This window comes from Streptomyces sp. NBC_01261 (assembly GCF_036226385.1).
GTDB lineage: Bacteria > Actinomycetota > Actinomycetes > Streptomycetales > Streptomycetaceae > Streptomyces.
Window position 1 is genome coordinate 433,277 of sequence record NZ_CP108463.1, and the last position, 25,002, is coordinate 458,278.

General features: G+C 65.7%; 12 protein-coding genes and 1 pseudogene. 2 read left to right on the forward strand and 11 right to left on the reverse strand.

Going from position 1 to position 25,002, the window contains the following annotated elements; translation table 11 throughout:
• Positions 1-517 precede the first annotated feature (517 nt).
• Together OG226_RS01890 and OG226_RS01895 are read left to right on the forward strand one after the other, a co-directional pair.
• The gene (locus OG226_RS01890; protein ID WP_329347521.1) at positions 518-775 is read left to right on the forward strand and encodes a hypothetical protein; all 258 of its coding nucleotides are present in this window, start codon (positions 518-520) and stop codon (positions 773-775) included.
• Between the two features lie 124 nt (positions 776-899).
• A complete protein-coding gene (locus OG226_RS01895) occupies positions 900-1,211 on the forward strand; it encodes a hypothetical protein (RefSeq protein WP_329347523.1) in 312 nt (103 codons plus the stop codon).
• Positions 1,212-1,424: 213 nt separating this feature from the next.
• On the opposite strand, the gene OG226_RS01900 is transcribed toward OG226_RS01895, so the two are convergent.
• The 11 genes and pseudogenes from OG226_RS01900 to OG226_RS01945 all read right to left on the reverse strand — a co-directional run bounded on the left by OG226_RS01900 (position 1,425) and on the right by OG226_RS01945 (position 24,921).
• Positions 1,425-1,913 carry a hypothetical protein gene (locus OG226_RS01900; RefSeq protein WP_329347525.1) on the reverse strand — a complete coding sequence of 163 codons (489 nt, stop codon included), beginning with the start codon at positions 1,911-1,913 and terminating at the stop codon, positions 1,425-1,427.
• A gap of 371 nt (positions 1,914-2,284) precedes the next feature.
• Complete coding sequence (locus OG226_RS01905; RefSeq protein WP_329347526.1) at positions 2,285-2,698, reverse strand: hypothetical protein; 414 nt, start codon at positions 2,696-2,698, stop codon at positions 2,285-2,287.
• Positions 2,695-9,699, reverse strand: coding sequence for a polymorphic toxin-type HINT domain-containing protein (locus OG226_RS01910; protein WP_329347527.1), 7,005 nt, complete (start codon positions 9,697-9,699; stop codon positions 2,695-2,697). The genes OG226_RS01905 and OG226_RS01910 overlap by 4 nt, the downstream gene beginning before the upstream one ends.
• Before the next feature lie 120 nt (positions 9,700-9,819).
• On the reverse strand, positions 9,820-13,500 hold the full coding sequence (locus OG226_RS01915) for a LamG domain-containing protein (RefSeq protein WP_329347528.1): 3,681 nt from the start codon (positions 13,498-13,500) through the stop codon (positions 9,820-9,822).
• Between the two features lie 341 nt (positions 13,501-13,841).
• Positions 13,842-14,252: a transposase gene (locus tag OG226_RS01920; protein WP_329347529.1), complete on the reverse strand. Its 411-nt coding sequence runs from the start codon at positions 14,250-14,252 to the stop codon at positions 13,842-13,844.
• 59 nt (positions 14,253-14,311) lie between these two features.
• Positions 14,312-14,569 (reverse strand): hypothetical protein, encoded by a 258-nt coding sequence (locus tag OG226_RS51465; RefSeq protein ID WP_443066979.1) that lies wholly within the window; start codon positions 14,567-14,569, stop codon positions 14,312-14,314.
• Between the two features lie 251 nt (positions 14,570-14,820).
• Positions 14,821-15,633, reverse strand: coding sequence for a hypothetical protein (locus tag OG226_RS01925; protein ID WP_329347530.1), 813 nt, complete (start codon positions 15,631-15,633; stop codon positions 14,821-14,823).
• Between the two features lie 964 nt (positions 15,634-16,597).
• A pseudogene (locus OG226_RS51470) lies at positions 16,598-16,888 on the reverse strand (RHS repeat-associated core domain-containing protein); the annotation flags it as partial.
• Between the two features lie 3 nt (positions 16,889-16,891).
• A complete protein-coding gene (locus OG226_RS01935; protein ID WP_329347531.1) occupies positions 16,892-17,641 on the reverse strand; it encodes a transposase family protein in 750 nt (249 codons plus the stop codon).
• A 492-nt stretch (positions 17,642-18,133) separates the two neighbouring features.
• Complete coding sequence (locus OG226_RS01940; RefSeq protein WP_329347532.1) at positions 18,134-18,418, reverse strand: hypothetical protein; 285 nt, start codon at positions 18,416-18,418, stop codon at positions 18,134-18,136.
• An 83-nt stretch (positions 18,419-18,501) separates the two neighbouring features.
• Positions 18,502-24,921 (reverse strand): RHS repeat-associated core domain-containing protein, encoded by a 6,420-nt coding sequence (locus OG226_RS01945; protein ID WP_329347533.1) that lies wholly within the window; start codon positions 24,919-24,921, stop codon positions 18,502-18,504.
• Positions 24,922-25,002 lie beyond the last annotated feature (81 nt).

Sequence of the window (25,002 nt, forward strand, 5' to 3'; positions counted from 1 at the left end):
CAAGGCGACGCCGCCGCCCCCTCCCCCAGCCGCCGAACTCACACCCGAGCAATTCGCCGCCGAACAGGCCGCCGACCACGGCGGAGACCGTTCCGCAGCCAGCAAGCCGCAGACTCAACCCGCACCTTCCGTGGTCTCCAACAGAGGGGCGGCGCAGGCTTCCGCCCAACCGACCATTGAGATCGCGCCGAGCGACCCCGTACGGGAGCCAGCCGTCAGTCAGCCGACTCGCCCCGCCATCGGCGCCTCCGAGGCGGAGATGGCATCCGCTGCGGAGCAGGTGGAGCGGCAGGCGCCTAGCATAGTCCCGGCCGTCGGCCTGCCTGCAGCATCTGCGGTTCAAGCTATGCCTCTGTCCGAACCTGTTGCACAGTACGGGCCGTCTCCCGTCACGTCGGCGACTCCTGATCCGACGACCGCCGCCGAGGTCGCCCTTCGCTCGACAGCGCCTCCGACACCAGGGGGTGCAGCGTTCCCGATCAGGACCGATGTTCCAGAGGCTCACCAGAAACAAGGCGTGCGATCGCAGACAGCGCCCAGCGAGGGAACACCATGGGCGCTCGGTCCCGGCCGGCCGAAGGACATTCCTGAGACGGCCGCTGTCCTCAATCAACGCATCATCGCTCGCGAGAGTCTCGACTCGTCGGTCCCCGCCGTGCTGAAGCTGAAGAAGCGGATCAAGCGCTTCGCACTGGACAACGAACTCGACCACCTGCCCATCGGTGACATCGTCTCGGTCGCGCTGGACGAGTGGCTCACCACACGCGGCTTCTGAACCCGACAGCAGTGCATAGGGTGGCCGCTCCCGCACCGGGCGCGGCCTCCCCTTCTGCCAGCTATTCCGATAACCCAATAGGCGGATAGCTATCCGCCTAGCCGGACCGACCGGAGCGGCTCACGTGCCTGATCACTCCCCCTACGCCCGTCGACTGCGTGAGATCGCTGACGCACTCGACGCCGAGTTCCAGCCAACCGACGATGCTCTTGGGCCGCACCCGGACACCCTGAACGTCATCAAAGACCGGCACACCAAACGCGGGCAACTCAACCACGCCGTCCCTGAAGCACTTCAGTTCCAGCGTCGTATCCGCCGTTGCAACGCCGACACCGACATCCCTCACGGTGACATCGTCGCTCTCGCCCTCGACACCTGGCTCCGCGCAAAGGGCTATCCGCCCGACCTCCAACGGTCAGAGACAGAAGTCCGTTGACTCGCCTTCTCATCCTCCTGAAGACATCGAGACGCCCGTTCCTCACTGTGTGCCCGAGCGTTCACCCGCCCGGCGAATAGGCTGCGAGCCTCGTCAACTGAGAACGCACCAGCCCTGGCAGGGCAGTGGGTGTCGGACGAGCGCCGGCAGTTCCGCGACAGCATCCGGATGAGGGCGACCGAACGGCACTTCAACAGGATCGTGTTACGAGCTCTACGACTCCGATCCCTCCAGGCCAACCGCTCTCTTCAAGACCTGCACATGAGGATTTCCGGCGAGCGACGGATATTCGGATACGACTCTCCCCAACTCTCTACGGATGAACTCGCCTCCAGCCGCAACAAATTCATCGACCGTGCAGACCACTGCACATTCCAGATAGCTAGGGATCACACGAAGGGATCCAAAGTTTCGATCCAGCTCGAAATCTATGGACTCATCATTCTCTGTAAAATCGATCCTACCAAGCCCTTGACCGCCTTGAGAAAAGAGCATCACCTGCTCAAGGCAATACATTGCATCAAATAGCGGCACCCACCCCCATGGCGGGCCGATATCGACGCCAGCATGTGTCAGACGCAAGGCCCCCAAGAAGTAGTACCACCTCAGGTCAGCTCGCGACACCGCCGCCAAGTCATCGCCGCACAGATTCTCTCGCCCATGACCCGAATACTCCGTACTCGAATCAAAAGATATCTCCATTTTCACTCACTTCACCGGGAAGGCGTTCCGGACATAATTCAGATCAGGGTCGTAGTAAACGCGGAGCGAGCTGCCGCCCTTCTGTGCGTCATTACCGCCACTGCTGGTCGTTCCGATGCTGCTCGTGCTGGCCGCAACGCCGGTAAGTTACGGACCTGTCGGCTCCCTTGACATGGCAACAGGGCTCCTGCGTCGGCTGGTTTCTGCCAAGAAGTCCGTCGACCCTGGAGGCCCTGTTGTCTTCGGCAGGGTCGCCAACCTCCCCGACGACCCATCCACCACAGCCGTCGTCCGCTGACGTTGCCGTCAAATCGTTGAAGGGCCCCACCGAAACACAACTCGGTGGGGCCCTTCAGGCCGATCGACTCATCTCAATGGAGATCGCTACCGGCGCCGCCCAGTCGGTCGTCCACAGCCACGCGAACTTCGCTCCAGGGGTCGTGCCGAAGGGATTCCAATGTCTCCCTCGACGTATTCCTGTGCTGCGCAACCCTCATTCTGATCGATTCGTCCACATCGTGAGCCAGGCGCTCAAGAAGGTCCGGTGAAAGTTTCCGCTTCATGGCCACCATGAAACGGACACGAGCATCAGGGTCGTCGATCAGCATTTCCAGAACAGCCAACGGCACCGTCTTGTTCTGGACAACTGCCACCCGTTCTTCCGGATATCGATCGACGACCTCCATCCATACCTGCGCAGGCATCTCCTCAACTGCCGCCCTGCGGTATTCCTGTGGATCTGAGCTGTTGCGCAGCCGTACGAACTCGTCGGCGGTCTCAATCATCCCTTGACGCCTCGCAATTTGCTGTTCGGTATAAATTTCCCCGTATCGCCCTTCCACTTGTCCGGCATGTAGTCGCCGTATTCATCGGCATCCGAAATCCATTCAAGACCCTTACTGGTCTCCCGATAGACCTTGAACGCCGATTTACCGTGGCCTGTCACGTCCGGAGTCCACCAGGTACCATCCGAGGCACTCTTATAGAAGGTGGTCTTGAACGGACCTCCCTTTAGGAGTTTCGTCGAGCCTTCTGTGGTCAACTGCCAAAGCCCTCGGCCAGTAACATCACAGTTGTTGTTATGAACGAGCACCGGCGTCTCGCCTGCCAGCACATAGTACGTGTGGAGTTGCTGGACGGTGAGGTTCCAGCGGTTGGCGGTGCCGGGTGTGGGGCGGGCGGCGACGACATAGGCGTGGTGATCGGTGGCCGTGTTGAGAGCGTCGCCCTTGTGGAGTTCGCCGGCCGATACCCAGATGTGGAGGGTGTCGTCCCAGAAGGGGTGGTTGGCGGTGGTGTGGAGGGTGGCGGTGTGGCCGTCCTCGGTGCGGATCGTGAGGTCGAGCAGGTCGTTGTCGTGGTTGATCCACACGTGCTGGACCGTGTGTGCGCCTTGGCGTTTGCCGGTCTTGGGGTCTGCGGCCTGGACCCGGTCGCCCGTCTTGATCTTGCCGATGGGTTTGGTCTTTCCCCCGTCCATGAGTACCGGCGTCTCCGGAGAGAAACTGCAGGTTGCTGCTGCTTCTCCCAGCCCGGCCCCTTCACCGGCACCCATCGCCATGACCGCTTCGTTGCCCAGCTCTTGCGTCCGTTCCCAGACTCGGGCGTCACTATCACATTGGGCTGCATGGGAAAGGCAGTAGGTGGCAGCAATCCTCTTTGCCCCGGCCACATCGTCATGGTGAGCGAGGTAGTACTCGTACGCGTGGTTACAGGCAAGACGGCCGTAACATACAATTTGAGACTTACCGGAGATGCTGGTCTGAGGGAACCAGTATCCGCCTGCCGTACTGGCCAGTTTGTTGCTTCCGAACTGGTAGTACGAGCTCCCCAAGCGTGTTGCATCGTTTGACGAAAGCGTTGTCCCGCTGATCCATTCGCTATCGCCCGTGACGTTCCCTTGACTGTCCGAGGAGGAGGTTCCGCTGTTTCCCTTGGAATCTTTCTTGTGAGGCTTGGTTTTGTTCATGCTTTTGATGTTGTCCAAGGAGCAGCTGCTGTTCGGGCCGCAGCTTTCGAGCCCCGTTGGATCGGAGAGGGTGACGGGGCTGTTGTCGGCGTAGGTGTAGCCGTTGAGCGACTGGGCGTCGCCGGTGTCGAGGACGGGGTCGACGCTGAGGAAGCGGCCGGTGGTGGAGTCGTATTCGCGGGCGCCGATGTAGGTGAGGCCGCTGGTGGGGTCGGTGGTTTTGTCGAGGAGGGTCTTGTCGTCGGCCCAGACACCGGTGCCACCGGTGCGTGCGGCGCCGAACGGGGTCAAGTAACGCTTGGTGACCGCCTGGGTGGTCGCGTCGACAGAGAGGCTGTTGGTGCCGTGCTGGTCGCCGGCGAGCCAGCTGAGGGTCTGGGTGCCGGTCTTGTTGGTGCGCAGGGCGATGGTCTGGCCGCCCGAGCTGTAGTACCGCTGCGCCCAGTACTTGGCGGTCGATGTCGAGGTGTCGAGGTGCACCTCGGTGCCGTCGTCCAGGTAGAGGACGCTCTCCCCACTCGCGTTGCGGCGGATCAGCAGGGTGCCGTCGGCGTCGTAGACATGGCTGGTGGTGCTCTTCGTGGTGCCGGTGCTGGACTTCTCGGTGAGGGTGTCGAGTTGGCCCTCGGGGGTCCAGGTGAGGCTCTGGGTGTCGGTGCCGTTGGGGCGGGTCGTGGTGTTGCCGGTCGCGTCGTAGACGTAGGTGGCGGTGACTCCCGTGCACGGGGACAGCGTGGTGGCGGTCAGCGCGTGGGGATGGGTGGCGCTGCTGTAGCAGTAGTTCTTGGTGCTGCTGCCGGCTGACGTGTGGGTCGTCTCGGTGGAACGCAGGCCGCTGTCCGTGTAGCTGTACGAGGTCCAGTAGGGCGATGCGCCGCCGAGGTTCGTGGTGGTGCGGCCGGTTGCGGAGCAGTCGGCCGTGGCGGGGGTCCATGCCTCGGTCAGGCGTTGGTGGCCGTCGTAGGTGAAGCACTGGTCATCGGCCTTGCCCGTGCCGCCGAGGGTGGTGGGGTCGGTGATGGAAGTGACGTTGCCCGCGTCGTCGTAGCCGTAATTCAGTTCCTGCAGTTCGTAGTTGTGGGTCTGGTCGGTTACGGCCGACTGCTTGAGGCGGTCGGTGCCTTCCTCCCAGATGTTGGTGATGTAGGCCTTCTTCGTGCCGGCGGCCGAGGAGGTGCCGAGGGTGAGCTGGTCGGTCTGACCGATGGCGGAGTAGCCGGCCCCTAGGAGATAACCGCTGGCGCCGCTGACCGCGGTGGGCAGGCCGACCGCGTTGTAGTCGGTGCTGACGGTTTCCGCGGACAGGCCGCCGGCCGCGGGTTCGGAGATGTACTGCTGGGTTCCGCTGAGGTTGTAGTGCGTCGAGAAGCTCAAGGTGGCCGCGACCGCTCCCGAGCTGACCAGCGCATCGGTGGACGGCAGGACGAGTTGCGTGGTCGTGGGCCGGTCCAGGCTGTCGTAGGCGGTGACCTTCTTGGTGTAGGCCGTCCCGGACACTCCGCCCACATAGCGGGTCGATGAGTCCAACTGGCCCTTGAGCAGGGTGTCGTAGGCCCAGTGGGCGAGTTTGTTGGCGTCGGTCTTGGACGTCTGCCACTCGTCGGTCTTGCGGCCGAGTACGTCGTAGCCGTAGAGGAGCGTGGAGTTGCGGGAATCGGTGGTGGTCGCGATCTGGTCCAGGTCGGTGTACGAGGTGGTGGTCATCCCCTCGTCCGGGTCCGTGGCCGTGACCTGGCGGCCGAACAGGTCATAGGTGTAGGACCACTTGGCGTTGTCCGGCCCGGTGACGGTGTCGGGCTTGCTGTCGCGGGTGTAGTTGTACTTCGTCTTGGTGAAGGCGGCGCCGACACCCGCGCCGTAGTCGGTGTCGGCCGGGTCGGTGCCGGAGTAGTCGCGGCGTTCCGTGGTGCGGCCGAAGACGTCGGTGATAGTGCGCACCGCGGATCCACCGGTCAGGGCGGTGGTGGCGGTGGAGTCACCGGTGTAGCTGGTGGTCGTGGACCATTTCTTGACGCCGTAGACGTACAGCGTGCTGGTGGTCGGACGCTCGGCTCCGTCGAAGACAGTGTCGGTCTGCTTGGGCGCCCCGCCGTAGACGGCCTGCGCGTATGCGCCGGAGGGCGTGGTGGAGGAGTCGAAGACGTCGGCGTACGTCTCGTAGGCCAGGCCTCGACTGTCGTAGCGGGTGTCGGTCAGCAGCCGGCCCCCGTTCGCCGTCGGGGACTGGGTCTGAAGTGGCCGCAGCAGCGAGTCGTAGATCGTGTAGCTGGTGTTGTAGACGCCATCGCCGCGGATGGACGAGGTGGAGACCCACGGTGTGGCGCTGTTGGTGACCGAGTAGGCATACGTGTAGTTGGGACCGTACGCGTCGGCGCGGGAGCAGTTGGGCAGCCAGACGGCCGTCACTCGGCCCAGGGCGTCATAAGTGGACTCGGTCAACTTGCTATTGACGTCATAGGACATCACGACGGAGCCGCGGGCGTAGTCGAGATATGTGTAGCTCTTCTGGCTCTTGGGATTGGTGATCGTGATCTTGGTGACCGGCCCGGTGGTGGCCGGGGTGTAGGCCGTGGTGGTGAAGTCGCCTGTCGCGTCGGTCGCGGTCAGAGTGCGGCCCAGAGTGTCGTACGTGCCTTTGGAGACCGTCTGCCAGGAGGTCGGGTACCGCTCGCCGCTGGTGACCGTCGCCGGATAGGCGGAGGCGCGTCCGGTCCACGTGGCATCGCCCAGGGTTGGTGTCTGCGAAGCCGTCCAAGCCGTCGCGGTGGTGCTGTCGTAGACCGTGGCCGTGTCGGAAAGCACGTCCCCGCGGCTGGTGGACGAGGTGGGAAGGCTCAGGTCGGTCTCGGCGGTGGTGCAGGCGCGGCCGACCACCCGGGTACGGGAGACCAGGGAGTTGATGCCGAGGCTGTCGTTGCGGGCGTACCAGGTCCGGGTGCAGGTCTCGTCACCCGTGACGGCCGTGTCGCCCGCGTCGTAGACGGCGGTGGGCATGCCGTAGCTGTCGTACGTGGTCGTCGCACTGCTGGTTCGCCAGGCGGAGGATGCCGTCAGGTAGGTCGAGGTCTGGGTCTTGTACGTGCGGATGAAGTAGGCCTCGATGTTGGCGTACGACTTCTGCTGGCTGGCGGTCAGTTGGGACCAGGGGTCATTGACCGTGACCGACACGGGAGTAGTGCCGTTGTAGGTGATCTGCTCACGGGTGAAGCCCGAGAAGCGGTCGTAGTCGGTCTGGTCCGGCACGGTCAGGCCCGTGAAGCCGACGCCCGGGACGGACACGGAGCGGGTCGTGCCGTCCTTCTGTCTGTCGCCGTCCATGCCCTGGAGGTAGACGGACACGGTCTTGGACTGGGTGGTGCCGGCCGCGCCCTTGACGGACGTGACCGTGCGGTAGCCGCGCCAGTCGGACCAGGTGCGTTCGTCGGTCGGGGTCAGCGGGTCGTTGGAGTAGTGCCACGCCGGGCCGGAGTAGCTGTAGTGGTTCTCCGTCGTCTGGCCGTACCCGGTGGGGTCGGAGGTGATGACGTCCAGCACGCGGTACTTGTTGAACCAGTCCAGGGTGGCCTCGGTGGCGCCGTTCTTGTGCCAGTAGGTCGGGTAGCAGCTCATCGTGTCGTTGTCCTCGGACGACGGCATGTTCGAGCCCGCCACGCACTCCGGGTCGGACAGCGTCACGCTGGTGATCGCGCCGGTCTCGGAGACGATGCCCGTGATGCGGGGCCGGTTCAGCGGCAGGATGTTGTCGGAGGACGAGTCGACCCGGTTGGGCCTCATCTGGTAGGTGAACGTCACCGGGTCCAGGGTGATGGCGGTGCCGTTCTTGCCGGTGTGCCGGACGCTCGCCAAGGTAAGGGTCTTGTCGGCACCCTTCCCGATGTCTCCGGGGTCCAGGAACTGTTGGGTGAGCGCCCAGGAGTCAACTGCCGTGTAGGCACTCGTGGTTGCCGACCAGGCGAGGGTGTTGACGCCGGTCAGCCGCTTACGGGTGAAGAACGACGGGCCGCTCGCGTTGCAGTCCGCGCCGGACGCGCAGACCGAGTCGAACGGCACGTCGGGCCAGTTGGACGCCGTCGATGACGTCAGCGAGGAGCAGTCGGACGCGGTGCACCGCTCGGTGTAGTCGAAGGTGACCTCGTTCGAGGCGGTGCCGGTGAACAGGGTGTCCTTATTCTGGCCGTAGAGGATCTTGTCGAGGTGACCGCCCCTCGTGTACTGGGCGGTGCCGGTGGTCGCGCCGTTCTTGGCGTAGTAGTTGGTCTCGGAGGTGTACCAGTACGACATCGCGTTGCCGTGCGGGTCGACGACGTAGTCCAGGTTCCAGCGCCAGGCCTGGTTCAATGCGCGGCCCGCGAAGGAGGTTCCGTGGGAGTATCCGGGCTCGCCGGAGTCGTCCCCGAACACCGGTACCGTCCATACGGAGTTGGTGCGCTGGGTGTCCGCGCCGGGCAGCTTGTTCTGGCCGAAGACGTACTTCGTGCCCGCGCCCGTGGTGACCGTCCAGTACTCGCCAGCGCCGTCGATACCGGAGTCTCCCTCGTCGCCGTTGTCGGCACCGGTGGAGTGGGTGACCGTGGAGGCGTCGTCGTCCTTGAGCCGCCAGACACCCTTGGTGTCGTCCTTGACCAGCTCGGTGGACTTGCCGTTCAGCACCAGCGAGGCGTTGTCGTACTTCCAGCACTCGTCGTACTTGCCGTCCTGGCCGTCGTCGTCGCACGAGCCGTAGGACCGCTCGACGTAGGAGGACCCGACATCCTCGAAGCCCTCACCGACCTGCGTCCCCTGGTTGTTCGTCGACGACGTCCTGCCATCGATGCTTCCCGAGTCGTAGGACAGCGAAAGATCGGGGGCCGGGCCGGCGGCGGACGGCGGAGTGCTCAGGGGGTACGACCAGGTGAACGCTCCCGATGCGCTGCCCGCCTCCCAACTGGCCGACGCCGAAAGCTTGCTGGCCGCGTAGTTGCCGGAACCGGAGGCCGATTCCCCGGTGGCGGCGGTCGCGGCCAGCACGGTCGCCGAGGCGGTCGTGACGGCGGCCGACAGGGAGGTCCGCGATGTCCGGCCCGCGTCGCCGGCATCGCCCGCCTCTCCGAGACCGACCTTGGCCGTCAATGTCTGCCCGCCGGCGTCATTGCGTGAGCCGAGCGGTATCTGGGTCCGGCAGACGGCCTTCCGCGGAGTGGTCAGGGCGCAGGCAGGGATTTGGACCAGGCGCAGGCGGCCCGACCAGTCGCCGCCGTAGGCCGCCGCGAACGACGAGTAGTCGACGGTCAGTTGGGCTGAACCCGGCTCCGTGGCCGCCGCGGTCAACAGTACGCCCTTGATGCCGGCGTCCTTCGCCTGCTGCTGTCCGAGGACCCGCACCTGGACCTGGCCGGTCGCGGTGTCGGTCCCCTTGACCGGGGCGACCGTGACCGGGAGTCCCCCGGCTGTCAGCTTCGTCTTCGTGCCGTGCCCGGGAATCCGTCCGGTCGTGGTGGCCGCGGTGGGCCAGGCGATGTGCTGTGGTGTCCGTGCTCGCTTGGCCTGGGCCGCGTTGGCGGCCTTGGTTCTCGCGATCCGGGCGCGGGCCTGCTTCGCGCCCGGATCGGAGTTCGTCCGCACCTTGTCGACCCGTTGCTTGGGCACAACCGGCTTGCCCAGACCGGCACTTGCGGCCTGGGCCATGGGCGCTGCGAGCCCGGCCGAGGCCATCAGTGCCATGGACAGCGTCGCAACCACCGGGGTCCGGCCGCGTTGTGCGTTCCGTCCCCGTGCCTGGGCACGCCGTGGCGTCAGCACACCGCGGATCAGGGCGCTGCGGATCCAGCGGGCTTTCATGACGGGACCTCCATGCAATCAAGCCGGGTGGGACGACGTGTGCCGGGTATGCGTCACGGGACCGCTGCGCGGGCCACCCATGCACGCCAAATCGTTTGGAAACAACGGGACTTGAGTGGATCAGTCCCCAACGGTGTCGATGATCTGCTGCTGGTCGGCCATGGCACCGGCCCAGAGCCTGATGTCGGTGATCTTTCCTGGCAGATAGTGGGCCCACGCCCCGCCGACGTATCCCTCACCGGCCGCGAAGTCGTCGGATCCTGCTACCGCCGTGTAGGAATGGGTGGTGTCGGCGTCGTTCTCGTCCGGGCCGAGATAGAAGTGGATGGTGCCGGACGGGGCGTCGTACGTGCCGGTCATCCGTACTGGGCTGCCGAGTTCGACGTTCTCGTCGGAGACAACGCCGGTGAAACTGTTGTCGCTGTTCAGCCGGCCGAAGTACCACTTGCCGACCGGTATCTTTGCGCCGGTGTCCTGATCGGTGTCGAACCTGTTCAGTTGGTACCAGAAGCCCCACGCGGATCCGTCCGCGCCCCGTTGGCCGACGACCTGAGCCTTGTAGCCGGCAGCCTTGGTCAACAGGGCGTCGCTGTCCACATCGACCAAGGTGGTGGCGGTGAACGAGGCTGTGTCGTCCAGCACCGGCCCCGGAGCGGTGGCCGCGCCGTCCGTTCCGTTCAGGACGATTCCCTCGCCGTCGAGGGAGGCCCCACCGGACAGCGTGAGGGTGCGGCCGTATCCGGAGGTGGAGTCCGCCAGTGTCGTGCCGGTGGCACCATCGGGGTTCCAGGCTCCCATCAGCTCCGTACTCGCCTTGCCGTCGGAGTCCAGGAGCCGGTCCTCGGTGGCGATCCCGTTCTCCTCCTGTGTCAAGTCCCGCTGCCAGACCGCCACTTCATCGATCCGGCCGCGCCAGTAGTTCACATAGCTGGGCGTGCCCACACTGAAATTGGCCCGGCCGAACTGCAGGGTGCCGTCGGAGGCCGTGGCGTCCGAGGTGATGGGCAGCGCCACCGGCGAGCCCTGCAAACGGCCGTTGACGTACAGGGAGAGGGTGCGCGCAGTAGAGTTGTAGACGCCGGTCAGGTGTGTCCACGTCTTCAGCGGGACTCCGGCCGCGTCGGCGTTCGCGCCCAGGTACTTGCGGACACCGCCCTCGTACCAGTTCCACAGGAACACCCACCGTTGGGCGCCCGGCGAGTAGTACAGCGCGAACCCGGAGCCGTCGCTGCCGGTTTCCGACAGGACCGTAGGGTAGTCGGAGGTGTCCGCCACGTAGGCCCAGGCCGAGACCGTGAACGACGACTGGGTGTTGACCACCGGAGCGGCGGTGGCCGCGTACCCGGAATGGCGTGTGGCGTCAGAGGTGTCGTTCAGCCACAGGGACCGGTCTCCGTCACCTCTGCGGGCCAGCGACGACCAGCCGGATCCGGTTGTGTACAGGGTTGCCGCGTGCCGCGTGCCTTCCGTCGCCGTGTCCGTGGCGGTGGTCGCGCCGGAGCCCGGCGCCGCGTCGTCGAAGTGCCAGCGGCCGATCGCCGGTTTGCCCTCAGCGACGTTGAACTTCACGATCGCCGCCGGACCCCAACGCCCGGCACTGTCCTCCGCCTTCACCTGCAGTTGCTGCGTGCCCGCCACCTGGGGCGTGATCCCCGCGGTGGGAGTGTTCCCGGAGACCGGCTTCGACCAGGCGGTGGAACTGGCCAGCTTGTACTCATAGGCGGCGTTCGTGTCTCCGGAGGCCGGGGAGAAGGCGAACTGCCCCTGCACGCCCGGGCCGCCCCCTGGAGTGCACGCGTTGGCGGTGCACACGGAGTAGGGGCTTCCGCTCGCGAAGGTCACCGTGGGTTCCTTCGGGCCGGTGGTGTCCACCTTGAAGTAGCACCAGTCCTGGGTGGTCACCGTGCTGTGCGACTCCAGATAGCTGTCACCACTGTCGTAGTACGAGCGGCTGAACACCGCGAACCGGTACAGAGTCCCCTCGGTCAGCGCGATCGGCGACGGGTAGGTGAGCACGACGCCGTTGCCGACGTAGCCGCTGGTGGGCCGCACCGGCTCGGTCGCCACCGACCAGGTGCCGGCACTGCTCTGCTGCTGGATGTAGAAATGCGCGCGGAGGCTCGCCCCACTACCACCGCCTGTCGTGGTCCACACCCTCGCGGTCAGGCTGGGGGTGGGACTGCCGATCACATCGGGAGTGGTGGAATCGTTCTCACAAGTAACGCCACCACTTTGTACGATGCCGGCCTTGGTCGGCACAGCGGGAAGCCCCACATAGGTCACCGACAGCACCGCGTCGTCCCGGAACCGCTTCCAGGCGCTGGTGTCCGTCTCGTCCCGGGCCTTCACCAACAGCGTCAGCCGGGAGAACTTGCCTGCCGCGAAGTTCCCGACCGTGGTCGTCAGGCTCGAACCGGTGAACTCGATCGGAGCCGGCGGCTGCGAGGGATCGCACAGCGAGCTCCGGCCGGCGGCGACGTCGTGGCTCGCCATCGTCCCCAGGTTGTTAGGGCGGGTGGCCCAGGTGGTGGACGACGAGATGTTACTGGTGCGCTCCAGGTCGACCCAGCGCGGATCGCACGTGAACGACCAGCTCTCGGTGGCCCTGAACGTCGCGGACAGCACTTTCTTGCCCGCCAGACCGCTCGGCGAGAACTGGAAGTACAGCCGCTCGGTGTAGCCGGGACCGCAGTAGTACCCGTTCCACGAGGAGCAGTGGCCCGTGCCCTTTCCCTCGTTGTTGCTGCCGTTGCTCCAGTTGAAGTCGGAGACACCGTCCGAGCGCAGATAGGTGTGGGCCGTCTGGTCCAGGCCGACACTGGGGTCGATGTAGACCGGGAACGCGCCGCTGTCGGTGTTGCCGAGCAGGGTCGCGTCCGGAACCACGGTCAGCGAGTCCGAACTGACCTGCACCGGGAGAACTGCTGATGCGTCGCCGTCGCCCGGCCCCGCGGTTCCGTCGTCCTTCGTGCCGGTGGACGGATCCGTGGTTGCCGACGGGGACGGGCTGACAGTCGAAGTGACGGCCGCCGTCCGCTCCAGCTGCGTGACTGCCCCGGCGGTAGCCGTATCTCCTTGTGAGTCCCACATCAGTGCGGGGGGAGCAGCGAACACCGGGCGCGCATCATCGTCCACGGCGGTCATCCCGCCACCGCTCGTCGGCGCGACAGTCAGCCCGTCGGACTGGAGCGAGAAGGCGACCTTCTTCAGCATCGGGTCGGCGGCCGCCTCTGGGGTCTTCACGATCAGCAGTTCGCGGAAGCCCTCGGTCGTCGCCGTCATCCGCAGGTCCACGCCGGGAAGGACATCGGCGTAGACCGCGTTCGCTCCGTCCAGCGTCGGCTTCGGCAGCGTCCCCGGCCACCCCAGCCGCAACGACTTGCCGCTCCTGGTGATGTCCACGAGCCCCGAGCCTTCGCCGCCGCCGGAGAACGCCAGGTCCACCACCGCCGCCTTCGGGCCGACGCTCCCGCCCGCCCGAACTGCCAGGGTCGCGTCAGGCTCCGTCCACGAACCGTCGCTCTGCCGCACCCGCACCGGCACGGTCGACTGATCCTGCGTGAACGTCGTGCCGTCCGGATTGGCGTACGTCGTCTCGTACTCCGTGCGATCGGCGGTGACCTCGACCGGAGAACCGTCCGCCGCGGCCTTCTGCGATGCGGCAGCCTCGGCAGACAGAGATGCCGGAGTGGTGGAACCGTCAGACTGACCAGCAGCCACCGCCGGATTCATGGCTGCCGCCGCGACGGGCTGCATCACCAGAACCACTGCGGCCAACAACGCCGTACGCACCAACCGCACACGTCTTCCCCCGCGCTCCCCCACAACCCACCCCTAGGTTCTTGACTCACCAATCACAAACACTTGGCGATCGAGAAGCCTGGCAGGGCCACTTCAGCCGATGCGTAAGGAATCTTCCAAGGTCGAGCAATTAGATACCAATTCGCAGGCAAAGGTTCCGTTCGTTCACTTCAATGCAAGCTAAGAAACCCCAACAAGAGGTGTTTGGTGCCGCGTTCGAGAGGTGATCTACCCAGCGTCGTGCGCGACTCCGTGAGCGCGAGCCTCAACACGACGAGGTAAATCCTGGATCGTGTCCCTTGTCGTGCAACACCGTGACTCTGTTGGCGATCTTGTGGGGGTCAGCTGAGGGTGGTGCAGAGGGCGTGGAAGTGACTGGGTGCCCGCCGGGAGCGGGTCGGTTCGGCGATCCAGTCGGCGATGCGGGTGACATTGCAGGCCAGTACGGTCAGGATGTGCCCGATGTGCGTTTTCGGCAGGCCTCGGTAGCGTGTTCGGCGCAGGCCGTGGGCGCGGACGTTCTGGGAGAGGGTGGCTTCGATGCCGACGCGGATCGCGTACCGGCGTTGCCAGTCCTCGGTGCGCTGATCGAGACGGTTGTGCTGCTGGATCTCATGCAGTTCGCGGGTGGGCAGCAGCGCGAGTGAGCGCGGACCACTGACCGCGTCCGCGCACTGGGGACGCACCGGGCAGGCCAGACAAGTGGCCTTGCCGAACGTGACCTGGATGTAGTCGTGGCCGCTGATACGCAAGGGCCCGCCACTCGCGACTGACGGCGCCTTGGGGACATGTGGCCTGGCAGCGACCCCAGTCAATGGCGAAGGCGGCCTTGTCGAACCCGGCTCCGCGGGCCTTGACCCAGAGCGCCCAGGTCAAGGCCGTTGCCGAGATGGATGTCGACGCCGCCCAGAACGGCTCCGGCAACCAGCATCGACAGCTGAAGAGAGGACCACCGGACCGTATCCGCTTGACCGGCCAGAGAGGCTGCGTCCGCGGAACGAAACATGGACGGCAGACCGCCATCGGTCAAGATCAGCTCGCTCGGCCCCCCAGACATGCTCACGATCATGACGATCGCGAGGGGGGCGCGCAAGGACTTCGAGGCAACGGGCCCAGCAAACGCAGAGATCCGCCTGGTAGTGCGCTTCCTCAGCCTGTTGGGCTCATCCGCGGGGCGCGAGCGCCAACGAGGATGTCGGTGGCGTCACGTACGCCCGCACAACCTTGGTGCGTCGTCGTGCACCGTCGCGCTCAAGCCTGGGCACCTCCGCGACTGTGTCCTGCTCGCCGAACACTCGCCCATCCTCGGCCCGAGATGACTCAGTGTGCCCATGCTGCGTCTCGTGGGACGAAACGAACATTGGGATGGGCCGGGTCCGCGTGGGGTTCACCACCCGGCAGCACAGGAGCAAGCACCTCGAAGACCCGCTCCATCACCCGGTCCGTGTATCCGGACGACGTCTCCGAGGCCTGAAGAAGCACCCCGCCCCCCTCCAGGGGAACCACGCGATAAAAGGCCCCCGACGCCTCCATCGCCTCCTGACCGCCCAGTCGGGTCGCCAGCTCCTGAGGACATACCGTCACCCATGCGTACCCACGCAGGAAATCCCGGTCCCCGGGGAGGGATTCGTCGAGATCGCGCATTAGGGCGACCTCAACGTTTGACCAATCCGAAAAGACATCGTGCTCAATGCGAGCGAACGCCGGATTCAGGTCGTGGAGCGCAGACACGAGGAAATCAACAAGTGCTGTGCAGAACTCCGCATCTGCCAAATTCAATGATCCCGCCCGGAGAGCGACGACGAACTTCGACCACTCTCCCTCTACCGGAAAATAGGAACACTGCACGCGGCCGAGGACATCTTCACCATAGAATTCCGTAACAGCCCACTCCGGACTTTTCTTCAGCTCCTCATTCAGTCGGCTGCGATTGCTGCCCAGATGAGGCATGCGGATACTGCGGCTGCCCTCGGATTGCTGGACGGACGTCCTGGTGTAGACGCCAGAAGACTCTTCCTGCTGGACGAGTTCACCAAGAAGCCCAGACAGCGCCCTCTCGTACCAGGCAACCACCGCTTTTCCCCGCTCGGCCGTGCCGAGCGGGTCGAGGGTCACCTCGATGTACACGTCCATCCGCTTCTCATCCTTCTCGCGTAGGTTCGCCCACTTCTCCGGAGCCACCGCCCACGATACGTGGTGGCGCATGGACAGACGCCGTTCAGCACATGCCGCCCAATAGGCAGCTCGGCCCCTTGGACAAGACGTTCCCCGCACCGGCCACCGCTGCCCAGATAGTGCCCGCGACCGCTGCGGCAAGGCCGTATCCCTTGGCGTCGGGCGCATAGGCCCCGGCCGGCGAAGACGGACCATATGTCCCGGTAGCCGAGGGAGTGGGCTCAGACGTCGGGGTACGAGTCGGCTCTCCTACAGGCGCATCGGTACTGCTGGGGCCGGGACTGGGCTGCGGAGTCGGGTCGTCATCGTCGTCGTTGAGGCCGTAATACCTCATTCCCGGGTAGTCGTTCCTGGACCACACTGCGCCCCTATACCTGGTCCACGTAAATTCCTTCCTGGCGATCAAAGGACCCGTTTGGACGGCTCGCCCATCTCCTTGGCTCCGCAAGTACTTCCTCAGCTTGCTCACATAGTTGTTGAGTTGCCTCGGTCCGTCCACGTAGGCGTACGTATCGTCTTTGTCCTTCCCCGGCCTGGGCTTGACCTCCCAGATGTAGACCCGGTCCTTGGCCCAGAGAATGACGTCCGCTTCACCGTCCGAACCGTCCGTCTTCTTTCGATGACCTTCCGGAATTTTATTGGTTGACTGCGAGCCATCACCGATATCCACGGTGACGTACCCGTCGATGTTGTGGGCTGTCGCCCACTCAGCAGCTGCCTGTCCGGTCTTGCAAACCGCAACATCGTGCGGGTTCTTCATCGCCCCCACGGCCGCGCCAGTGCAGGCTGTCGCCACGTTGGACTGTCCTCCGTTGCGGACGACCGTCGTACCCTGCTTGTCCTTCCCCTTGTCGTCGGTCTTGGCGTCCGCCCCGCCGCCCCCACCCTTGTTCATGGACTCGATATTGTCCGCGCTGCAGCTGGGGTTGGCAGGACCACAGCTTTCGAGGCCGGTGGGGTCGCTTCGTGTGACCGGGTTGTTGTTGGCGTAGGCGTACCCGTTCATCTGGAGCGGGTCGGCGAGGTTGAAGACAGGGTCGGCGGAGACGAATCGGCCGGTGTTCTGGTCGTATTCGCGGGCGCCGAGGTGGGTGAGGCCGGTGTTGGTGTCGTCGATGCCGACGCCGAGGTAGGTGTGCTGGTTCGGCCAGCTGGTCGGCTTGGTTCCGCGGGTCTCGCCGTAGGGCTTGAAGGCTCGGCGGGTGACTGAGCGTTTTCAGCGTTGCCGCTCCAGGGCGAGGACGGCGGCGGCGATTGACGTCATTCGATTCGGGCTGCACCGGGATCTGCGGAAGATGCGCCATGACTTCAGGCGTGCGATGCCTCGTTCGACCGGTGCCCGGGCTGCGGACAGTGCACGGTTGACGGTCTGTTGAGTGGGCGTGAGGTCGCGGCCCGGCGAGCGTCTGAGGGCTGTCGTCACCCATGGTCCGGCGCCCATGTAGGCACGGTCGGCGAGGACCGGGATGCCCTGGCGCTCACAGATCCTGATGATCCGGTGGTTGCGGGCCGCGGTGAGATCGTGCACGCGGCCGGGCAGAGCGGGCGAGATCCACAGCAGCCGCCCGGCCGGGTCGGTCACGACCTGCACGTTCACTCCGTGGCGTCGGTGTTTGTGGGAGAAGTCAGCCCGGCTGTCGCCGACCCGGTCGCACTCCGCGAGGGTGCCGTCGAGGAGGACGTAGTCGGGGTCGGCCGCACGCAGGGCGCGCAGCAGGCCGGGCGCGCGGCCGGCGAGCAGGTCGATGACAGCTGTCGTGTAGGCGTGGGCGGTGCCGACGGAAATGCCGAAGCCGGCAGCGAGTTGGGCGAGGGTGTCGTGCCGGCGCAGGTACACCAGGCCGACCAGCGCACGCTGGTGCGGCGGGAGCTTGCAGCGGCGGTCACCCTCGCGAGTGACGATGAGCATCGTGACCCACTCGACCAGGGCATGCGGCAGGTCGAGTGCGGCAGAATACGGAACCAACGCGGCTCCTGTGCCTGTGGGTTGAGACTTCGAACACCTCCCCCAACGGCACGGGAGCCTCGTGCGTTGCGCACCCCGTCGGCGTCACCCGATCAGTGGCCACTCTGAAACAGCTCAGTGTCTTGCCCGCTACACTCCCACCGCTCGACGTTTCCCCAGGTCAAGCCACGAAGTACTGCTGGAGTACTAGTACTACAGCCGGACTTCGCCACGGCCGTCACCGAAGATACGCGCGCCGACAGGCGGCACGCCGACATCCTGCCAGGTGAGCGCCGTACGAGACCCTCCACAAACTGACACTCCATCAGCCCGACCGGCTTCCCAGAACGGCCCTGACCTGCAAAAACGCAGAAGTCCGGCTGTGGTACTAAGGCGGGCGGGAAAGCCTTGCGCCCGGCGCGGCCATCCTCCGGGGAGAGGAAGTCCGCGCCGGGTCCGGCGGATATTACGGGATGGCCTCGGCGTTCACCCGGGTCACCCGCACTGGCTGAATCAGGCGGCCGGATCCTGGGCCACGATCGCGTCGCGTGTCACCTCGAAGGCAGCCTCCGCTTCCGGGTCACGCTCCATCATGCGCTCCCAGAAATCTCCTGCGATCCAATCCTTCGGCCCTATGCTCAGCCCGCCTCGCGGATGGATCTCCACGCTCCATTGAGAAGGGATGCCGCCAGAGACCTGCTCAAAGTACTTTCCGCTGTACAGGCCGGCAAGGTCGCCTGGCGAGTGCTCGATTCGCAGAGAGGAAGAACCGTCACTCCGTACATGCAGTTCGAGCACTACGTATTCCCTCCCCGGAATGAAGTGGTATCTGCCGTCGACCGGGTTGGGAGGAGATTCCGGGGCGCCAAGATAGCGAACTCTCACCTTCTCCGCCCTCCGCCCAGCTTCACCTTGTAGTCGTAGTAGTACATCTCTCCACTCACTTCATTTCTATAGAAATGGATGTCGAAAGTTCCCTCGCCTCCAGGGATGTTGAGCCGCGGAGTGGCGTATTTACCCCACTGCTCACTACCGCCGTGCGCCTCGAAGTACTCTTGCAGATGGGTGTTCCCCATCTGGGTGCCCTCCTGGATTTTCGGGGAACGCGCGATGGTCTCCGCAGTGAGGTCACCGTCCTTGGTGAACATCTTGGCGGCAGCGGCTGCATCGACCTCGTACTCTAGCTGTTTCGCAAGCCGGGCCCCGTTGGCGGCATTTGCCGCGCCCCCATATATGCTGCCAGATGGCAAGCTTCCGCCTGCGGCGCCGCCTGTTCCTATTTCGGCTACCACTTCGGCGCAACCACCAGGATTGACCAGGCATGCTGCGCTGATCTCTGGTCCGACAGCCACAGCGGCCGGCGCTGCGACTACGGCCGCCGCCACAGCCATGACGACTCCCAGCACGACCTTCTGCCAGGTTGCAAGCTTGCCGGTGTCGGGAAGGTCGTTGGCGTTCGGGTCGTAGTTGGGATTCGTTCCCATCGCCCAGCAGGACTTGCACTGCCATCCTTCCTTTTCCTGGGGCTTCGGGTCGGGTCCCTTCTTGAAGACCACTGTCGCCGACTTGACGCCCCCGACCGTGCGGACGGTGACGGTCATGCTGCCGCTACCGGTGCCGCCGCCTGCCTTCTGATACTGGAACGTCTGGGTGTATTGCTTTGAGCTGACGTACACCCAGGTCCCGTTCGGGCCCATGACCATGTTGTCGTGGTAACTGCCGCCCTTGCCGTCGCTGCACCCCCGGTCGCAATCGGTGATCGGCCGGAGGCCGGTGGGGTCGGACTTGGTGACAGGGGTGTTGTTGGCGTAGGCGTATCCGTTCAGGGACTCGTGGTCGTCGGAGGCCAGGACGGGGTCGACGGACAGGAAGCGTCCCGTGGCCGGGTCGTACTCGCGGGCGCCGACGTGGGTGAGTCCGGTGTCCGTGTCGGCGGGTTTGCCGAGGAAGCCCTTGTCGTCGGGCCAGGCCGACGGGGCTGCACCGCGTGCTTCGCCGAAGGGCTTGGTGTAGCGGCGGGTGACGGCCTGGGTGGTGGCGTCCACCGTCATTGAGGCGGTGCCGTGGTGGTCGTCGACCATCCAGGACAGGCCGGCCTCGGTGCGGACGGCGGTGGCATCGCCGGCGGGGTAGTAGCGCTGAGCGGTGAACTTCTTGGCGGCTGTGTCGTAGTGGAGTTCCTGACCGGCCAGGTAGAGCACGGTCTTGGCCGGGCCGCGGCGGATCAGGAGTTCGCCGTTGGCGTCGTAGAGGTAGTCGGTGGTCTTGGTGCCTTCGGTGAGGCGGGTGAGTTCTCCTTCGATGTCCCAGACGAGGCTCTGCGCGGTGCCGGTGAGGCCATAGCGCTTGGTGGTGTTGCCCTGCTCGTCGTAGGCGTACGGCTTCGCGGTGCCGCCGTTGACCGTGACCGAGGTCAGGGTGTGAGGCTGGCCAGCGCCGGAGGAGCTGACTGCGGGGTAGCCGTACGTGGTGGCGGTGTTACCGGTGGCCTTGTGCTCGGTCTGGGTATCGCGTAGGCCGCCAGGCTTGTAAGCCCAGCTGCTCCAGTACGGCGCAGGTCCACCCAGGGCGGTCGCCGAGCGGGCGATCGCGCAGTCGTTGGAGGTCGGGGTCCAGGCTTCGGTCAGGCGGCGGTAGCCGTCATAGGCGAAGCACTGGGTGTCCTTGCCCGACGCCTTGTCGGTGACCGACTTGACGTTGCCGGAGGTGTCGTAGACGTAGTCGACGTCGCTGGTGTTCCCGGTGTTGGTCTGGTCGACCGTGTGGGTGTTGGACAGGCGGCGGGTGCCATCTTCGTACTGGTTGAGGATCTGAAACTGCTTGGCGCCGGTGGAGGTGCCCAGGCGGGTTTCCTCGATCTCACCGTACGGGGAGTAGCCGATGTTCTGGACGTAGTCGGTCATGCCGTCGGTGCCGGTGAGCATGCCGAGGTCGTTATAGCTGTTGGTGACGGTCTCGGCGGGCAGGCCGGCCACCGCGGGCATGGAGGTGTTCTGGACAGTGCCGTCGATGTTGTAGACCGTGGAGCTGGTGAAGGTCTGGGGCGCGCCGGCGGTGACGAGGGGGTCGGTGGCGGCGATGACGGTCTTGGTGCCCTTGGGACGGCCGAGGGCGTCGTAGCCGGTGACAACCTGGGAGTAGATCTTGCCAGTGGTGCCGCCGACATAGCGGATCGAAGCGGTCGGCTGGCCCTTGGCCAGTGAGTCGTAGGTGAACTTGGTCAGCTGGTGGGCGTTGTCCTTCGCTCCGTCCCAGGTGCCGATGTTGCGGTTGAGCTCGTCGTAGTCGGTGATCAGAGTGCGGGAGGCGCCGTCGAGAGTGGTCGTGACCGTCAGCGGCTGATCGGCATCGTTGTAGCTGGTGTCGACCTTCCCCTTGTCGGGGTCGGTTGAGGTGGTCTTACGGCCGCGCAGGTCGTAGTCGTACGTCCAGACCGCGCCGTCCGGGCCGGTCACCTTTTTGAGCTGGCCGCCGGGGGTGTACTCGTACAGCGTGCGGGTGTAGTCGCTGCCGGTCGGGACGGGGCTGCCGTATTCGCGGCGTTCGGTGGTCCGGCCGCGGGCGTCGGTGATGGTCAGGGTGCCGGTGCCGCCTTCGGCGGCGGTGGTGGCGGTGCGGTCGCCCTGGTTGTCGGTCTTGGTGCGCCACTTCTCCTGGCCGTAGACCCGGAAGATCGATTCAGTGGCGCGGCCGGCGGCGTCGAAGACTGTCTCGGTGGAGGCGGGGACGGAGCCGGTGAAGGTGTTGGCCAGGGTGCCCGAGGGGGCGTTGTCGTCGTGGATCTGGCTGTTGGCCATGTAGGCCAGGCCGCGGTCGTCGTAGAGGGTTTCGGAGATCACCCGGCCGCCGCTCGGCGCGGGGGTCTGCTTCTGGCGGGAGCGCAGCAGGCCGTCGAAGATTTCGTAGGAGCTGTTGTAGGTCTGTCCGTCGGCCTTGAGGGCGTCGGTGCGGACCCAGGTCTCCTTGTCGTTGTTGATGCTGTAGGCGTAGCCGATGCTGGCAGCGTCGCCCAGCGTGCGGGAGCGGTCCGGCTTCCAGACCGACTTCAGACGGCCGAGTGCGTCGAGAGACCACTCCGTGACATTGCCGTTGGCGTCAGTTGTCTTGGTGGCCGTGCCCCAGGCAGGGTCCACCTCGGTGGCGGTGCTGTACAGCTTGGGGTCGGTGGTGGTCTTGGACGTCAGCGGGCCATAGCCGGTGTCGTCGGGGATGTAGGTGGTTTTGACGGTTTGGTTGAGGGCGTTGGTCGCTGTGAGCGGGCGGCCCAGTTTGTCGTAGGTGGTGCCAGAAACCTGCTGGTAGACGGGCTTCTTGTCGGCGTCGTAGCTCGCGACCCGGTAGGAGGAGGTGATTTCGCCCTTGGTGGGGGCCACACCGACCGTCTGGCCGTCGTAGGCCGTGGTGATGTCGGAGATGACGTCGTCGGGGACCACCGGGGTGGTCGCGCAGGCTACCGAGTAGGTCTCGGTGCGCGAGACCGTGTTCACGAGCCAGGCAGAGGTGTTGCGGGCGTAGCTGGTCTTCACGCACGACTCGTCGCCGGTCTTGGCGGCGTCGCCGCTGTCCTCGACGGTCATCGGTACGCCGTAGACGGGGTCGTACGTGGTTTTCTGCTTGACCGTGCGGGTGCCGGTGGAGGTCTTGGTGCGCGTGGTTGTCTCGCCGGCCTGGACGATCCGGGACTCGGTGGTGCCCCAGCTGTAGGCGTGGCTGCCGGTCTTGTACGAAAGGGGAGTGTTGATGGTGCCGCTGACTTCTTCGGTGCCGTTGTAGACGATGGTCTCGCGCACGAAGCCGGCGTACTGGCGGGTGTCGTCGATGGCCGTGCCGGTGGAGTCGGTGACCTTCTCCACCCGGGCGGTGCCGTCGAGTTCCTTCTCGCCGTTGAGGCCGCGCATGAAGAGCGTGGACTTCTTGGAGCGCGGGCCCCCGTCGGTGTCGCCGGAGGTCTCCACGACCTTGCCGTAGCCGCGCCACTGGGACCATGTGCGGTTGGACGGTTTGGTCAGGCCCTCGTCGTCGGCGTAGGCCCAGCCGGCGCCGCCCTGGTAGTCGTAGTATTTCTCGCCGGTGTCACCGTGGCCGTAGGGGTCGTCCTGGAAGACGGAAGTGACGACGTACTTGTGGAACCAGTCGGTAACCGGGGTCGCCCCGGACTGGGACCACTTGACCGGATAACAGCGGCGGGTGTTCTTGTCGACGTCCGCCGGCATGCTGGTGCCCCAGATGCAGTCGGGGTCGGAGTAGTTGACCGTGAGGGTGGAGCCGGTCTCGGACTTGATGGTGCGTACGCGCCACTTGATGTAGCGCAGGGTGTCAGGGCCGCTGCCCTCGACGTGGTTGGACAGCTGCATGCCGCCGAAGACGATCGCCGGCATGGCGGCCGTGGTGGTGTTGGCCTTGCCGGTGTTCTGGATGGACTTCAGCCACAGGCTCGCCGAGGAGGCGTCACCTGTGTCGGGGAAGCTGTGGTCCAGGTGCCAGGTGTCGACGTCCCGCTGGGTGGTGCCGCTGCCGGTCCACACGGAGGTGGTGATGTCAGTGAGGCGTTTGCGGGTGAAGAAGGCCGGGCCGATCTGGGTGGTGCACTTGGTGCTCGCCGCGCAGATCATGTCGAAGGGCACGTCGGGCCAGTTGGCCTTGGTGTCCTTGGTCAGGCTGGAGCAGCCGCCCGAGACGACGCAGCGCTCGGCGTAGTCGAAGCTGACCTGCTGGGCGGCGGGCTTGTTGTAGATCAGGTCGCTGCGCAGGCCGTAGTCGATACGGTCGAGGTAGCCGCCCCGGGTGTAACCGGTGCCGTTGACGGCGGTGTCGGCGTTCTTGGAGTAGTAGTTCGTCTCCGGGGTGTACCAGTACGTGGAGGCGTTGCCGTGGGTGTCCACGACGTAGTCCAGGTTCCAGCGCCACGCCTGATTGCAGAAGGAGTCGGCAAAGCCGGTGGACTTGTAGCAGGGCTCACCGGAGTCGTCGCCGAAGACCGGCACGGTCCATACGGAGTTGGTGACCGGATCGTCGGCTGCGGTGCCGTTGTCGCTCCAGCCGGGCATCCGGTGCTTGCCGAAGAAGTACTGGTTGCCGGAGGCGTCCGTGACCTTCCAGTACTCGGTGTTGTCGTCGCCATTGCCGGTGGCTCCGGTCAGGTGCTCGACACGGGTGCCGTCCTCGTTCTTCAGCTTCCAGGTGCCGCCAGATGCCTGGGACAGGGCTGCGGTGTCGCAGGCGGCCTTGTCTGCGCAGGTGTTGACCAGTTCCACCGCCTTGCCGTTGAGGACAAGGGTGGCGTTGGCATACTTCCAGCACAGGTCGCCCTTGCCGGACTGGCCGTCGTCCCTACAGGGGGCGTACTTGCGCTCGATGAAGGACTCGGTCATCGAGAAGCCTTCGCCGATCACCGAGGTCTGGTTGTTCTCCCCGGCCGTGCGGCCGTCCACCGAGGCGGAGTTGTAGGAGATCGACAGGCTGGGGGCCGGGCCAGCCGTTGCCGGAGGAACCCGCAGCGGGTAGTTCCAGGTGAAGTCACCCGTGCTGCCGCCGGCTTCCCAGGTCGCGGTGGGGGACAGCGGGGTGGAGGCGTAGTCGCCCCCGCCGCCGGAGCTGTCGGCAGCCGCTGCCAGGAGCATCGGGGTGCCGGCTTTCAGCGTGCTGGCGGGGAGGGTGCCGGTCAGGGTCTGGGACTTGGTGTCGTTGTCCGCGCCCGTCACTGGGGTCTGGGTGCGGCACGCCTTCTTCTGCGGAGTGGTCAGCGCACACGCCGGGAGAGTCACCAGGTGCAGACGGGGGCCGAAGTTGCCGCCGTAGACATCGTTGAAGGAGGAGTAGTCCAGGGAGACCCGGAGCCGGTCACTGTCGCCGGTGAAGCCCTCGGATGCGGCTCCGGCGGGGTCCACGGTGAGGAGGACGCCGTTGACACCCGCCTTCTTCGCGGCCGACTCGGACTGGACGCCGAGCGCCACCTTTTCCGCCGGACCGGTGGCCTTCGTGCTTTTCCCGGTCTTCGCCGACTTGGCTGCCGGGGCAGCGGGCTGCTGGGTCAGCGTCATGCCGAGCCCGCCGACCGTGACGGCGGCCCTGCCGGTCGCCGCGACCGCGGCGGTGGCCTTCCCGGGCTTCGGCCAGGCGGCCTTCTGCAGCCGCTCACGGGTCTCGCGGGACGCCGACGCGGCTTTGTCCTTGGGCGCTTTGGACGTGCCGGGCTTGAGCACGCCCACCTTGTCGGTCTTCGCCTCGAGCCGGTCCTCCAGCGGCTTACGGACAGTCTGGGACTGGGCCTGCGCGGCGAAGTCGTAACCCGGGGGAGCCACGACTTGCGGCAGGAGAGCGAGAGAGGTGACGAGTGCGCCACGGCCCAGCCAGCGGCGTATGACCGCCCCTGGCAAGCGTGT